Raw genomic sequence first — 14,219 nt, 5'->3', positions numbered from 1 at the left:
GACGGGGCGGCCCACCTTCTCGAACGATCTGAAGGATTTGCCCCCCATGGCGACAGACGATCCCGCGCACTTCACCCTCCGCCGGCGCCTGCTGCTCGGGCTGGCGGCGGCCCCGCTCGCGGCATCGCTGCCGCGCGTCGCGGCGGCCGCCGAGGCCGGCGCTCTGGCGGTGACCGACAGCGAGGTGACGGTCGGCATCCTGCACTCGATCACCGGCACCATGGCGATCTCGGAGACCGGGCCGAGCCAGGGCGAGAAGCTGGCGATCCAGCAGATCAACGACGCCGGCGGCGTGCTCGGACGCAAGATCAAGATCATCCAGGAGGACGGCGCCTCCGACTGGCCGACCTTCGCCGAGAAGGCCAAGAAGCTCCTCGTCAACGACCACTGCGCCGCCGTGTTCGGCTGCTTCACCTCGGCCTCGCGCAAGGCGGTGCTGCCGGTCTTCGAGCAGTACAACGGCCTGCTGTACTATCCGACCTTCTACGAGGGCCTGGAGCAGTCGAAGAACGTCTTCTACACCGGCCAGGAGGCCACGCAGCAGATCCTCGCCGGCCTCGACTGGGTCCACAAGGAGAAGGGCGGCGACAGCTTCTACTTCATCGGCTCCGACTACATCTGGCCGCGCACCTCCAACAAGATCGCCCGCAAGCACGTGGAGACCGTGCTCAAGGGCAAGGTCGTCGGCGAGGAGTACTTCCCCCTCGGCCACACGCAGTTCAACTCGGTCATCAACAAGATCAAGCTCACCAAGCCGAAGGTGATCTTCGCCACGATCGTGGGCGGCTCGAACGTGGCGTTCTACAAGCAGCTGAAGGCGGCGGGCATCGACCTGTCGAAGCAGGTGCTGATGACGCTGTCGGTGACCGAGGACGAGGTTGACGGCATCGGCGGCGAGAACATCGCCGGGGCCTACTCGTGCATGAAGTACTTCGAGTCGATCCAGAACGAGAACAATAAGGCGTTCGTGGCCGCGTTCAAGAAGATGTGGGGCGAGAAGACGGTCATCGGCGACGTGACGCAGGCGGCCTATCTCGGCCCGTTCCTGTGGAAGATGGCCTGCGAGAAGGCCGGCACCTTCGACGTCGACAAGGTCGTGGCGGCCTCGCCCGGCCTGGAATTCAAGGGGGCGCCGGAAGGTTACGTGAAGATCGACGAGAACCACCATCTCTGGTCGAAGACCCGTGTCGGCCGGGCGAAGCCCGACGGCCAGTTCGAGATCGTCTACACCAGCCCCGAGCTGATCAAGCCCGATCCGTTCCCGAAAGGGTACCAGTAGGCCAGGCTGACGGCTGCGAGGATATCGGTGGCCGGCCGGGTCCAGATGACGGGCTCGGCGTGTCGGTTGTGGCCGGCGATGTCGCGTTTGATCGCCGCCTGCGGGTCGACGACGCCGATGACGGGGCCGCGCCGCGTGTCCGTCGTCGGAAGAGCTGAAACGCCTTGAGGCGCCCAGAGACGGAGGCTGTGGTCCAGCCGGGCTGGCCTGCGGCCGCCACGCATCGATCTCGCTCCTCGCGGCGGCCGACGACGAGAACCAGTTCGCGTTCAGGCACTCGTCGCGCAGGCGGCCATTGAACGAGTCGGCCAACGCGCTTGTGCCGGTCCGCGCTCAGGCCGGCGTGACAGCCGTCGTCCCACGTCGGGAGATGTGCACGTTGCGGTAGAGGGTCAGAGCGCCCACGATCGAGAACAGGGCCGCACAAGCGAGCCAGAGGCCTGGCATGGCTCGATTCCCCGTTGCGTGGATCAGATAGGTACAGATCGCCGGGGTGAAGCCGCCGAAAATTGCCTGTGCGAGACTGTAGGCCAGGGAGAAGCCTGTGGCGCGAACCTCGGCCGGCATGATCTCGGTCAGCGTGACGACCATCACCCCCTGGTAGCCGCCATACAGGAACGACATCCACATGAGGGCGGCCAGCAAGCGGCCGAAGGACGGGTCTGTCACGAGCCACGCCATGACCGGGTAAGCCGTGAGACCGATCAACACCGAGAAGGTCAGGAGCACCGGAAGCCGCCCGACCCGGTCCGACACCGCCCCCATAACGGGCACCCAGACGAAGTTCGCCACGCCGACGCAGACGGTGACCACGAAGCTGTCATGCGCACTTAGGCCAAGAACCTGACGCGCGTAGGTCGGGGTATAGGCCGTGATCATGTAGAAGAAGACGCTCGTCAGTGTGACGAGCAGCACCGCCTTGAGCACGATCGCCCAGTTCTGGAGAAGTGACCGGTAGATCTCGCCGAGGGTTACGCGGCGATGCTTCGCCCGCTGCGCAAAATCCTCGCTCTCCTGCATCGAGCGCCGGATCCAGAACAGGACGGGGATGATCAGGCAGCCGATCAGGAACGGAATGCGCCATCCCCAGGCGAGCATCTGCTCCTCCGTCAGGAAGCCGCGCAGGGTCACGCCGATAACGGCGGCGAAGACCACGGCGACCTGCTGGCTCGCCGATTGCCAGCTCACGTAGAAGCCGCGATTCCCCGGCGTCGCGATCTCCGACAGATAGACCGAGACGCCGCCGGATTCGGCGCCGGCGGAGAACCCCTGCAGCAGTCGGCCGATCAGGACGAGAATGGGAGCGGCGATGCCAATCGATGCGTAGGTCGGCGTGAACGTGATGAGCGCGACGCCCACCGACATGATGGCGAGGCTCATGACCAACCCGGCTCGTCGGCCGTGGCGGTCGATATAGGCGCCAAGCACGATGGCGCCGAGCGGACGCATCAGGAAGCCGATCCCGAAGGTGGCCAACGACAGCATCAACGAGACGTACTCGTTGTCGTTGGGAAAGACGGCCTTTGCCACCGCAGCGGCGTAGAAGCCGTAGACCATAAAATCGAACATTTCGAGGAAGTTTCCGCTCACGACGCGGAAGACGTCCTTCTTCGAGGGCGGTCGCTGCACCGAAGCGTCCATGGTTTCTCTCCCGTCAATGAATCGGCCTCCTCTTCGGAAGGCTGTGCCGGCCTGAGAACGACGCAAGTTGTTCTATTATTTGGAACGACGTATCAGGAATTGATAGGCTATGAACGCCCTGGCCTGCAGTCAATGGAGAACCTGCAGAATTCGCGACCGCGCGGCCGGTATTCGAGAAACCGCCATTGTTGTTGCAACTCGTTCAGAGGACTGCACTTGACGAGGCGCCACGGGCAACGCTAGCTTTTACCAGAACGGCGTTTCGAATGTTGGAACGATGGACAGCACCCTCCTCAAGGGATTGATGCTTATCGAGCACTTGGCCGGCAGCGAGACGCCCCGGGGCGTCAGCGAACTGGCACGCGCGCTCAACCTCACGAAGAGCAATGTGCATCGCACGCTCCAGACACTGGTGGCCGCCGGCTACGTGCGCGCCCAGACGGGTGGCACCTACGCCTGCACCTTGAAGCTCTTCGAGCTCGCCAGTCCCGTTGTGGCGCGGATCGACGTCCGGCAGGTCGCCGAGCCCTTCATGCGGACCCTGGCCGATCAAACCCAGGAGACCATCCACCTGTCGCTGCTCGACCGGGCGGACGTCATCTACCTGCACAAGATCGAGAGCCCCCAGCCGGTTCGCGCCTATTCGTCGATCGGTGGCCGCGCTCCGGCCTATTGCGTGGCGTCCGGCAAGGCGCTGCTCGCTTATCAGGAGGAGGCGCTGGCCCACCTGCCGGAGACGCTCCAGGTCCACACGCCGCGCACGATCGCGACCCTCGACCTCCTGCGGCGGGAACTCGAGCAGGTCCGGATTCAGGGTTTCGCGATCAATCGCGGGGAGTGGCGGGAGGGCGTGTGCGGGCTCGCCGCGATCGTCCACGATGCCATGGGCCGTCCCGTCGCGGCGATCGGTATCTCCGGGCCGGCCGATCGCCTGAATCCCACGGCGCTCCGCCGCTTCAGCGACGTGGTCGTCGACGCGGCGCGCAGCCTGTCGCGGGCCCTCGGCTACAACCCCATCACCGTCTCATCCCCTGCCGCGCCGCGGCATGCCCGAGGCTCAGCGCCCCCGCGCGCGCCGGCGGCGCTTGCCTGATCGAGGAGTAGGCCCATGCGACCGCTGTCCGGTATCCGCGTGATCGAGTTCTGCAGTGTCGCGGCCGGGCCATTCTGCGCCATGCTGCTCGCCGACATGGGAGCCGACGTCATCAAGGTCGAGAATCCGGAGGGCGGCGACTCGATGCGGGCCTGGCCGCCCCTCAACGCGGGCTTCAGCGAGAACTTCGCCTCGCTCAACCGCAACAAGCGCTCTGTGACGCTGGACCTGAAGGATCCGGCCGACAAGGCGCGCGCCCTGGACCTGATCGGCTCTGCCGACGTGGTGCTGGAGAACAACCGCCCCGGCGTGATGAAGCGGCTCGGCCTCGACTACGTGCGCGTCAGCGCCGGGCGGCCCGGCTTGGTCTATTGCTCGATCTCAGCCTTCGGCCAGGAGGGGCCGCGCTCCGCCGAGGCCGGGTTCGACCTGACGCTCCAGGCGATGAGCGGCGTGATGAGCGTCACGGGCGAGCCCGGCGCGCCCCCGGTCAAGTGCGGCGTACCGATCTCGGATTTCGGCACCGGCCTCTACGCGGCCTACGCCATCGCGGCGGCGCTGCTCCAGGTGCGGGCGGGCGGACCCGGCGCACACATCGACGCCTCGATGTTCGGCGCCTCCCTGGCGATGGGGGCGCTCCAGACCAGCGAGTATTTCGGCAGCGGCCGCGACCCGAAGCGCCTGGGCTCGGCCCATCCGCGCAACGCCCCCTATCAGGCCTTCCGCGCCCAGGACGGGTACTTCGCCATGGCGGCGGGCAACGACGCCCTCTACCGCGCCGCCTGCGCGGCGATCGGGCGCGACGACCTCGCCGAGGATCCGCGCTTCGCCTCGACCGCCCTGCGGGCGCAGAACCAGGGCGAACTCCTGGCGATTCTGGAGCGCGACTTCGCCGACCTCACCTGCGCCGACCTGCTGGCCCGGTTCCGCGCCGCGGGCGTGCCCTGCGCACCGATCAACGGCTACGCCGACGCCCTGGCCGACCCGCAGGTCGCGCATATGGGCTGGGTCCAGCCGGTGACCCTGCCGTCCGGCGCTGAGACGCGCACCTTCGTGTCGCCGCTGAAGTTCTCAGGGGAGGGCTTCCCGATCTACCGGGAGCCGCCCGCCCTCGGGCAGCACAACGCCGAACTGTTCGGCGAGGCCGCGCCGGCTCGCGCGCGCACGGCTTGAGGGCGGCGCCATGGACGAACTCCTGAAAGAGCGCAGCGGCGACACGCTGACCCTGACGCTCAACCGCCCCGACAAGATGAACGCCCTGTCGGCCACCCTGGTCGACGCGCTGCTCGACGCCGTCGCGGCTGCGGCCGGCGACGGGACACGGCTCCTCGTGCTGAAGGGCGCGGGGCGCAACTTCAGCGCCGGGTTCGACTTCGGCGGCTACGCGGACCTGTCGGAGGGCGACCTGCTGCTCCGGTTCGTGCGGATCGAGCAGCTCCTCCAGGCGCTGGCCCACGCGCCGTTCGACACGCTGGCGCTCGCGCACGGGCGGAACTTCGGCGCCGGGGTCGACGTGATCTGCGCCTGCGGCCGGCGGGTCGGCGATCCGGCCGCCACCTTCCGCATGCCGGGCCTGTCCTTCGGGCTGGTGCTCGGCACGCGGCGCTACGCCGAGCGGGTCGGCGGCTCCAAGGCCCGGCTCGTCCTCCAGGAGGGGCGGGTCTTCGACGCCCCGGAGGCCCTGTCCGACGGGTTCCTCACCGCCGTCGCGGCGACCGACTCGTGGTTCGACACCGTCGCGGCCGCCTCGGAAGCGGCGACGCGGCTGTCTTCCTGGGCCGGGGCGGCCCTGAACCGCGCCGCCGCCCGCGACACCCGCGCGGACGACCTCGCCGACCTCGTCGCCTCGGCCGCGCGCCCGGGGCTGAAGGACCGGATCCGCGCCTACCGCGCGGCCTGACACACGCCCGATCGGAGGACGCCCCGTGAGCGCCGGAACCCAGAAGATCGTCCCCCTCGCAGACCTCGCAGCCCGCGTGCCGGACGGCAGCTCCCTGGCGCTCGGCGGCAGCTTCCTGCACCGCGGCCCCTTCGCGTTCGTGCGCGAGCTGATCCGCCAGGGCCGCCGCGACCTCGAAGTCGTCAAGCAGTCGCCCGGCTATGACATCGACATTCTCTGCCGCGCCGGCGCCCTGTCGCGGGCGAAGGCGGGGATCGTGGCCATGGAAGGCAATTTCGGCCTCGCGCCCTGGTACCGCCGGGCGATCGAGTCCGGCGAGGTCCGCCTGGAGGAGCACGCCTGCGCCAGCCTGACGGCGGGCCTGCGGGCGGCTGCCTTCGGCGTGCCGTTCATGCCCTGCGGCGGCATCCACGGCTCGGACCTGCCGGCGCTCAACGGCTGGAAGACGATCGAGGACCCCTACGGCAGCGGCGAGGCGGTCTACGCCATCCCGCGCATCCAGCCGGACTTCGCGGTGATCCAGGCCAACGAGGTCAGCGCGTCGGGGGACGTGCGCGTCTTCGGGACCTCGCACTGGGACCGGATCATGAGCCGCTCGGCCAAGCGCGTGCTCGTGGTGGCCGAGCGGGTCGCCCCGGACGCCTCCTTCCGCGACCAGCCCGAACTGACGCTGGTGCCCCACTTCCTCGTCGAGGCGTTGAGCATCGTGCCGAACGGGGCTTGGCCCGGCTCGCTCTGGCCGGATTACGAGATCGATTACCCGGCCGTGGAGGCCTACATGGCCGACGCCCCGGGCGTGCTCGCCGATCACCTCGCCGCCGGCCCCGAGGCCCGGGAGGCTGCCCATGTCTGAGGCGCCGTCCAACGCGATCGAGGCCTGGTCGGGCTTTTCCTACATCGTCACCAATCTCGCCCGGTTCGTGCGGCCGAACGAGATCACCTTCAGCGGCGTGAACTCGGCCCTGCCGATGCTGGCCTGCCTCCTGGCCAAGCAGGCCTATCCCTTCGCGTTCACCTACATCAACGTCGCCGGCGGCGTCGACCCGAACCCGTCGAAGGTGCCGATCTCGTCCTCCGACCCGGTCCTCGCCGAGGGCTCGCGGGCGATCTTCGCCAATGAGGATTTCTACGATCTCTGCACCCGCGGCCTGATGGACCTGTGCTTCCTGGGCGCCGCGCAGGTCGACGGGCTGGGCCGCACGAACGTCTCCTGCATCGGCGACTGGCACGCGCCGCGGGTGCGGCTGCCGGGCGGCGGCGGCGGCGCCGTGATGCTGCCCACCGCCCGCCGGGCGGTCACGTGGCGTACGGAACATTCCCGCCGCACCCTCGTCGAGACCCTCGACTTCGTCACCGCGGCCGGCGGCATGCACGGCGTGGTCACGCCGATCGCCGTCTTCACGAAGCGCGAGGGCCGGCTCGTGCTGGCCTCCTGGCATCCGGAGGCGAGCCTCGACGAGGTCCGGGACCGCACCGGCTTCGCGTTCTCGGCGGACGGTGCCGCCTCGACGCCTCCGCCGACCCCGGCGGAGCGGGCGGCGCTGGCGGTCCTCGACCCGGAGGGCCGGTTCGAGGCCGATGCGGGCATCCGCCTGCGCTGAGGCGCGGGGCAGACAGACGGGACAGGAGATCGCCGCCATGAGCGCTGCCATGCCGGACTCGATCAGCGCGCGGCTGCGCGCGGCCATCGCGGATCATGCGGGGACGGGCCGCACGGCGCTCTCGGGCTCCGACGTCGTATCCTATGCCGACCTCGGCGCGCGGATCGACGCCGCCGCGGGCGCAGTCCGGGACTGGGGTGCCGCCAAGGGTGACCGGGTCGGACTGATCGCGCCCAAGAGTGCGGCGGCCATCGTGGCCTACTTCGGGGCCATGCAGGCCGGCGCCTGCGTCTGCTTCCTGGAGCCGGGGCTCGCGCCGGAGGTGGTGGCCGAGCAGGCTGCGCTCGTCGGCATGCGGCATCTCATCGTCGCCCAGGTCGACGCCTCGCCCGTCGCTCTGACCGGCCTGGACGTCCGCGCACTGGACAGCCTCGCCGACGGCGCGGCCTTCGCGGCCGAGGTCAGCCCGCGGGATGAGGCCATGCTGCTTTTCACCTCGGGGAGCACCGGCCGGCCGAAGGGCGTGCTGCTGCGCCACGAAGGCCTGATCTGCAACGCCGCGGGCGTGCTCCGTCACACCGGTACGGGGCCTGCGGACCGGCTTCTCCACGTCATGCCACTTCATCACACGAACGGCATCAACAACCAGTTGATCGTGCCTCTCCTGGCCGGAGCCGAGATCGTGTTGATGGAGCGCTTCCAGGCCGAGGCCGCCCTCGACCGCCTGCGATCTGGCGGCATCACCTACATGACCGGCGTGCCGACGATCTACGCGCGGATGCTGCCCCTGCTGCGCCCCGGGGAGCGCTTCCCGGGCCTGCGCTTCCTGCGCTGCGGCTCGGCGCCGATCACCCCGACCCTGCATCGGCAGATCGAGGAGGCCTTCGGCGTGCCGCTCCTCGTCTCCTACGGCCTGTCGGAGGCGACCTGCACCTCGACCATGAACCCGCCGGGCCGGCGTCGCATCGGCACGATCGGGACCGTGCTCGCGGGCCAGAATGTGGACCTGTTCGATCCGGCCACGGATCGCCCGGTCGAGGCCGGCCGGGAAGGGGAGATCCGCATCTCCGGCCCGGCCCTGATGGCCGGCTATCTCGGCAGCGCGGACCAGCCGATCGTGGACGGCTGGCTGCGCACCGGTGATCTCGGCCGCTTCGACGCCGACGGCTTCCTCGCCATCACGGGGCGCATCAAGGACGTGATCATTCGCGGCGGCGAGAATATCTCGCCCGCGTTGATCGAGCGGCAACTCGCTGCCCATCCGGCCATCTGCGACTGTTGCGTGGTCGGCGCCCCCGACGCGGATCTCGGCGAGGTACCGGTGGCCTTCGTGGTGCTGCGGGAGGGCGAGGGCCTCGACGAGCCGGGGCTCAAGGATTTCGTACGGGGTTCCCTCGCGCGGATCTACGTGCCGGCGCAGATTCGCAGGCTTGACGTGCTGCCGGTCAACGGCGTCGGCAAGACCGACCGCAAGGCGCTGCGTAGCTTGTTGGCCGCTTCCTAGGACACATGTCTACGCGAACGGCAGCGCGTCTCACCGCCCCGCCTCGGTGTGGCGCACGTTCGCGGCCGACCCAGGCCAGAACCGGCTCCGACCTGATTGCATCAAGCCGGCAGCTCTGGATCCTTGTTGTACCACGCGTTTTTGCGACGAACCCGGATCCGCTTCGGCGGCATGCGCACCGGCGCCGGCAGGTCCACGTCGATCAGGACAGGGCGGACCGGCTCTCGAGCCGGAAGGGCGCTCGCGCGAATAGGCTCCCCGCGGTGCTGAGAGCGCGGACAAGACGATCGTGCGGACGGCCCCCCGTCCCAGCCTAGGAGCTCACTGGCGCGCCCTGCAGGTCGGCCGACGTCGTCTCCGCGTGGATCAGCGTGAGCGTACTGACCATCGCCCGGCTCGCCTTTCCGGTCGCGCCCGACGGCAGCGTGTCGCTGAAGACGATCACGTCCGGCACCTTGTAACGTTCGAGATGGGCCGATGCCCAGCGCCTGAGTTCGTCCGCCGACAGCGCGCGGTCAGGCTTCAGCACGACGACCGCGTGGACCGCCTCGCCGAGGCGCGGGTCGGGCACGCCGGCGCACAGGGCCGCCGCGATGTCCGGATGCGCGCACAGGGCGTTCTCGATCTCCAGGGGCGCGATCTTGTTGCCGCCCCGCGCGATGATCTCCTTCGAGCGCCCGACGAGCTCGACGTGACCGTCCTGGCGCAGGCGCGCGAGATCGCCTGTGCGGAAGTGGTCCGCCTCCAGCGCGGAGCGCGTGAGCTCGGCGCCGTCGAGATAGCCGAGCATGCCGCAGGCAGTTCGGATCCGCAGCTCGCCGGTCTCGCCCAGAGCGGCGAGCGCGCCGTCGTCGCGGACGATGCGGAACGACACGCCCTCGGTTGGCATGCCGATCGACCCAGCCTCCGAGACGTCCCGCGGTCGGTGACAGAAGTCGCAGGAGCCAGTCTCGGTCGAGCCATAGAGGTCGACGAGCTCGGCCTTCGGCCATCCGCCGCGGACTGCTTGCGTCAGCGACGGGCTGAGCGCCTCGCCGCCGGTCAGCACCGCCCGCAGACGGGGGGCCGGCGGGACACCGTCGGCCAGCAGGGCTCGCAGCATGGTCGGCACAGCGGCCAACACCGTCCCCTCCGCGGCGAGCAGGCCCTCGAGCGTCGCGGGCGTGAACTTCGGGACGAGGACGAGTCTCGCCTCAGAGCGGATCGCCAGGAGGCTCGCCCAGATCCCGAAGATGAAGGTCAGCTGGAGCGGCACCGCGACGACGTCGTCCGGGCGAAAGCCCAGCAGTCGGTCGAGGATCGCGAGCTTGCGCGCCAGGGCATCGTGTCCGAGAACCACGCCCTTCGGCACGCCGGTGCTGCCCGAGGTGAAGACCACGAGGGCGGCCCCGTCCAGGAGCGGCCGCACCGGCGGCGCATCCTCCGCGATCTTCTCCAAGCTGAGCCCGTCGGCCCGGAAGCGGGCACGCGTCGCCCGCTCGACCGCCGCGCGGGTGAGCGGTGCAGCGGCTCGGTGAACGGGCACCGCGACCGCGCCCGCCCGCCAGAGGCCGAGCAGCGTCCCGAGATCGAGCGCCCGGTTGCCGATGGTGAGGTGCACCGGCTCGTGCGGGCGCATGCCTGCCGCACGCAGCCGACCGGCGACCAGATCCGCGTGTGCACCGAGGTCGCGCCCCGTCATCCCGGGGCCGGAACTCTCGTCCACCCGGCTGCCTGGGCGGCCGAGCCCAGCGCCCAGGAGTTCCGCCAGCGCCCCGGTCACGATCCGGCTCCCGGGAAGCGGCTGTCGCGCCAGGCCAGTGCCGCCTTGAGGCCTTGCGACCGGGCGATGTCCATGAAGGCCCGCTTGTCCGGCGAGCCTTCGCCCTCGATCAGCAGGTCGATGTCGAGGGCCGTCTCCAGGGCCTCCAGCATGCCGCGCGCCTCGATCGACCGGTTGAGGGCCCGTTTCGTCTCCTTGACGAGGTTCGGGTCGATCGCCGCGATGTGCCGGGCAAGGCGCAGCGCGCTCGCGTCGAGCTCGGCAATCGGCACGACTCGGTTGACCATTCCGATCTCGTAGGCGCGCCGCGCCGGAATGCGGTCCTCGCCCGTGAGGATGATCTCCTTGGCGATCTTCGGGCCGACGATCCAGGGCAGGATCATCACCACGATACCGGCCCCGAACTTCAGCTCCGGCTCGCCGAAGAAGGCATCCTCGGCCGCCACGGTCACGTCGCAGGCCAACGCCAACTCGCAGGCGCCCGCGAGGCAGGGACCACGCACCGCCGCGATGGTCGGCTTCGGGCAGTGCCAGAAGCGCATCGGCACATCGAAATCCTTGCGCAGGATCGGGCGCCACTGGCTCACGCCTTCAGGGCGCAGCGCCATCTGATCCTTGAGATCGAAGCCCGACGAGAAGGCCGTGCCGGCCCCGCGCACGATCACGGCGCGCACCGCATCGTCGGCCTCGGCCGCGTCCATCGCCTGCGCGAGTTCGTCGAGCATGGTCGCGCTGATCGCGTTGGTGCGCTCCGGGCGGTTCAGGGTGATGCGTGCCACCGGCGCGAGCGTCTCGTAGGTGATCGTCTTGAAGGCCACGGGTGGCTTTCTCCTCGCTGTCACTTGCGTCCTCCCGCCAGCCGCTTGGCCTCGGGTAGGCGCCGCAGCCGCAGCATCGAAGCGAGACCCAGGAACGGCCCCACGGCCAGCAGCGCGAAGGCGAAGCGCCAGCCGAGGAATGTCCCGGCGAAGGCGATGAGCTGGATACTGACGAGCGTCAGGAGAAAGCCGAGGCAGGTCTGCACGGTGAGCATCGTGCCGATCAGCCTGCGGTCGCTCAGCTCGCTCACCGCCGCCGAGAACTGCGCCGAATCGGCGATCACCGCGACGCCCCAGAGCACGCCCACCGCCAGCACCGCCCAGGCAGGGCCGCCGAACAGGAAACCCACCGCGATGGCACAGCAGCCGCTGGCCAGCATCGAGGCGCCGGTGACCAGAGTGCGCCCGAGTCGATCGGCCGCCCAGCCGCCCAGCATCGCGCCGAACGCCCCGGCCGCCACCACCGCGAAGGCGGCCAGTTCCGGCGGGAACGGCGGCGCGTTGCCGTAACGCTCACGGAAGCTCGCCGCCATGAAGGCACCGATCCAGGCCCACATCGCGTAGAGCTCCCACATGTGGCCGAGATAGCCGAGATTGGCCAAGCGCACGCCGCGATTGCGCCACGCCTCCAGGGCGTTCTCCAAGCGCAGGGGCGGGGCCTCCGACCGGATCGGCCCGAGTTGCACGAAGCGGATCAGGGCCGCCGAGAGGAGGGCGCCCAACGCCGCACCGAGCACCGGCAGATGCCAGTCGAGCTGGCCGAGGGCCGCGACGAGGTGGGGCAGCGCCGAGCCGAGGGTGAGCGCGCCCACCAGAAGGCCGATCAGCAGCCCCAGGTCACCCACCGCCCAGGTCGCGGCGATCTTCATGCCGACCGGGTAGACGCCGGCCATGCAGGCCCCCGTCACGAAGCGCAGCAGCGGCACCATCGGCGAGGTCGGCGCGAAGGCCAGCATCAGGAGGTTGGCGAGACCGGCCGCGACGGCGCAGCCGCAGAACAGCCGGCGCAGGTCGAACCGGTCGGCCAGCCCCAGCAGCGCGCTGACCAGGGTGCCGGCGACGAACCCGGCCTGCACGCTGTTGGTGAGCAGGGCCTCCTGGAACGGGCTCAGCGTCCACTGCGTGCGGATCGCGCCGATCGAGGCGGTGGTGGCGAACCACGTCGCCATAGCCGCCACCTCGCTCAGGAGCAGCAGCCCGATCGCCATCCGCTTTGCGCTGATGGTCGCGCTGTCGGCCGCGTCAGGACGTGCCATGGCTAGGCTGCCTCACTTCGCGGCCGTATGGGCTACGAGGGGGCAGCCGCCGTCGGCCATGGGCCGGAACGCCTGGTCGCCGGGGATGGTGTCGACGAGCTTGTAGTAGTCGTACGGCCCCTTCGACTCGGACGGGTCCTTGACCTGGAACAGGTAGAGGTCGTGGATGGTGCGCCCGTCCGCGCGGATCGAGCCGTGGCCGAACAGCGGATCGTTTGTCGGCATCGCCTTCATCTGCGCGACGATGTCGGTGCCGCGATGCGCCTTGTCCTTGTCGAGGGCGGCGATCGCCTTCATCCAGTGGAGCATCGCCGCGTAGGTGCCGGCCTGGTTCATCGTCGGGTAACGGCCACCGTTGCGTGCCGCGAACCGCTTCGCCCAGGTCCGGGTGCCGTCATTGAGGTCCCAGTAGAACGCCTCGGTCAGAGTCAGGCCGTGGGCGACCTTCAGGCCGACTGAGTGGATGTCCGAGATGAAGGCGAGGAGCGCGACGAGCTTCTGGCCGCCGTCGGTGAGGCCGAACTCCGAGGCCTGCTTGATGGCGTTGATCGTGTCGCCGCCGGAATTGGCGAGCGCGACCACCTGCGCACCGCTGCCCTGGGCCTGGAGCAGGTAGGAGGAGAAGTCGGTGCTCTGGAACGGAGCCAGGACGTGTCCGAGGGACTTGCCGCCCGCCTTCGTCACGGCCTCGGTGGCGTCGCGCTCCAGAGCGTGACCGAACGCGTAATCCGTCGTGAGGAAGTACCAGGACTTTCCGCCCTGCTTGATCACGGCGCGCGCCGTGCTGTTGCCGAGAGCCCAGGTGTCGTAGGTCCAATGGACGTTGGTCCGGGTGCAGTTCTTCCCGGTCAGATCCGAGGACCCGGCGCTCGCGATCAGGAATGCCTTGTCCTTCTCGCTCGCGATGTTCGACACGGCCAGGGCGACCGAAGAGGTCGGTACGTCGACGATCGCGTCGACCTGGTCGACGTCGAACCAGCGTCGCACGATGGCCGCGCCGATATCGGGCTTGTTCTGATGGTCGGCCGAGAGAACCTCGACGCGGAAGCCTCTCACGTCCGGCTTGAAGTCCTCGACGGCCATGCGCGCGGCCTCGACGGAGCCCGGCCCCGCGATGTCGGCGTAGAGCCCGGACTGATCATTCAGCACGCCGATACGGAAGGTCGGCAGCGGGTCGGCCTGCACGGCGGACAGGCCGCCAAACAGGATCGCCAGCGCGAATACACCCTTCATGGTCTTTCCTCCATCGGTATGAACGGACTGTGTTTGTTTTTGTCAGTCCGGCGGCAGTGCCGCGTTCAGTATTAAGCCATCACACCCAAGTCTTCCCTGTATGATTTCCGTCTGTTCCGCAGTTGAACGGCG

Annotated in this window: 12 protein-coding genes and 1 pseudogene; 7 read left to right on the top strand and 6 right to left on the bottom strand. The window is 69.3% G+C overall.

The genetic code is table 11. The features are described 5' to 3' along the window. Positions 1 to 46: 46 nt before the first annotated feature. On the top strand, positions 47 to 1,279 hold the full coding sequence (urtA, locus tag LXM90_RS16260; RefSeq protein ID WP_205833573.1) for an urea ABC transporter substrate-binding protein: 1,233 nt from the start codon (positions 47 to 49) through the stop codon (positions 1,277 to 1,279). A 213-nt stretch (positions 1,280 to 1,492) separates the two neighbouring features. Here the strand turns inward: urtA and LXM90_RS16255 are convergent. Both LXM90_RS16255 and LXM90_RS16250 read right to left on the bottom strand, forming a co-directional pair. Continuing rightward, positions 1,493 to 1,597, bottom strand: a pseudogene (locus tag LXM90_RS16255) (integrase core domain-containing protein); the annotation flags it as partial. Between the two features lie 15 nt (positions 1,598 to 1,612). Beyond that, positions 1,613 to 2,920 (bottom strand): MFS transporter, encoded by a 1,308-nt coding sequence (locus LXM90_RS16250; RefSeq protein WP_020096109.1) that lies wholly within the window; start codon positions 2,918 to 2,920, stop codon positions 1,613 to 1,615. Positions 2,921 to 3,197: 277 nt separating this feature from the next. On the opposite strand from LXM90_RS16250, the gene LXM90_RS16245 reads away from it, so the two are divergent. Genes LXM90_RS16245 through LXM90_RS16220 form a run of 6 tightly spaced genes read left to right on the top strand, consistent with a single transcriptional unit; the run spans position 3,198 to position 9,018 of the window. Beyond that, entirely contained in the window at positions 3,198 to 4,013 is an 816-nt protein-coding gene (locus LXM90_RS16245; RefSeq protein ID WP_234080788.1) for an IclR family transcriptional regulator, read from the top strand. Positions 4,014 to 4,028: 15 nt separating this feature from the next. Continuing rightward, positions 4,029 to 5,186 (top strand): CaiB/BaiF CoA transferase family protein, encoded by a 1,158-nt coding sequence (locus tag LXM90_RS16240; protein ID WP_020096111.1) that lies wholly within the window; start codon positions 4,029 to 4,031, stop codon positions 5,184 to 5,186. 10 nt (positions 5,187 to 5,196) lie between these two features. After that, entirely contained in the window at positions 5,197 to 5,913 is a 717-nt protein-coding gene (locus LXM90_RS16235) for an enoyl-CoA hydratase/isomerase family protein (protein WP_020096112.1), read from the top strand. A gap of 25 nt (positions 5,914 to 5,938) precedes the next feature. After that, positions 5,939 to 6,766 (top strand): CoA transferase subunit A, encoded by an 828-nt coding sequence (locus LXM90_RS16230; protein WP_020096113.1) that lies wholly within the window; start codon positions 5,939 to 5,941, stop codon positions 6,764 to 6,766. Then, a complete protein-coding gene (locus tag LXM90_RS16225; protein ID WP_020096114.1) occupies positions 6,759 to 7,514 on the top strand; it encodes a CoA-transferase subunit beta in 756 nt (251 codons plus the stop codon). The genes LXM90_RS16230 and LXM90_RS16225 overlap by 8 nt, the downstream gene beginning before the upstream one ends. Before the next feature lie 37 nt (positions 7,515 to 7,551). Beyond that, complete coding sequence (locus LXM90_RS16220; protein WP_234080787.1) at positions 7,552 to 9,018, top strand: class I adenylate-forming enzyme family protein; 1,467 nt, start codon at positions 7,552 to 7,554, stop codon at positions 9,016 to 9,018. A 313-nt stretch (positions 9,019 to 9,331) separates the two neighbouring features. Here the strand turns inward: LXM90_RS16220 and LXM90_RS16215 are convergent, their stop codons facing one another. Genes LXM90_RS16215 through LXM90_RS16200 form a run of 4 tightly spaced genes read right to left on the bottom strand, consistent with a single transcriptional unit; the run spans position 9,332 to position 14,087 of the window. Beyond that, positions 9,332 to 10,780 (bottom strand): class I adenylate-forming enzyme family protein, encoded by a 1,449-nt coding sequence (locus LXM90_RS16215; RefSeq protein WP_051123800.1) that lies wholly within the window; start codon positions 10,778 to 10,780, stop codon positions 9,332 to 9,334. Then, positions 10,777 to 11,598, bottom strand: coding sequence for an enoyl-CoA hydratase-related protein (locus tag LXM90_RS16210; RefSeq protein ID WP_020096117.1), 822 nt, complete (start codon positions 11,596 to 11,598; stop codon positions 10,777 to 10,779). Before LXM90_RS16210 ends, LXM90_RS16215 begins: the two co-directional genes overlap by 4 nt. 20 nt (positions 11,599 to 11,618) lie before the next feature. Beyond that, positions 11,619 to 12,854, bottom strand: coding sequence for an MFS transporter (locus tag LXM90_RS16205; RefSeq protein WP_103985789.1), 1,236 nt, complete (start codon positions 12,852 to 12,854; stop codon positions 11,619 to 11,621). Positions 12,855 to 12,866: 12 nt separating this feature from the next. After that, positions 12,867 to 14,087 carry an ABC transporter substrate-binding protein gene (locus LXM90_RS16200; protein ID WP_020096119.1) on the bottom strand — a complete coding sequence of 407 codons (1,221 nt, stop codon included), beginning with the start codon at positions 14,085 to 14,087 and terminating at the stop codon, positions 12,867 to 12,869. Between the last annotated feature and the right edge of the window lie 132 nt (positions 14,088 to 14,219).

The organism is Methylobacterium oryzae (genome assembly GCF_021398735.1).
In the GTDB taxonomy this organism is placed as follows: Bacteria; Pseudomonadota; Alphaproteobacteria; order Rhizobiales; family Beijerinckiaceae; genus Methylobacterium.
The sequence above is the reverse complement of the archived record's forward strand: the minus strand, read 5'-3'. Positions and strand labels throughout refer to the sequence as shown.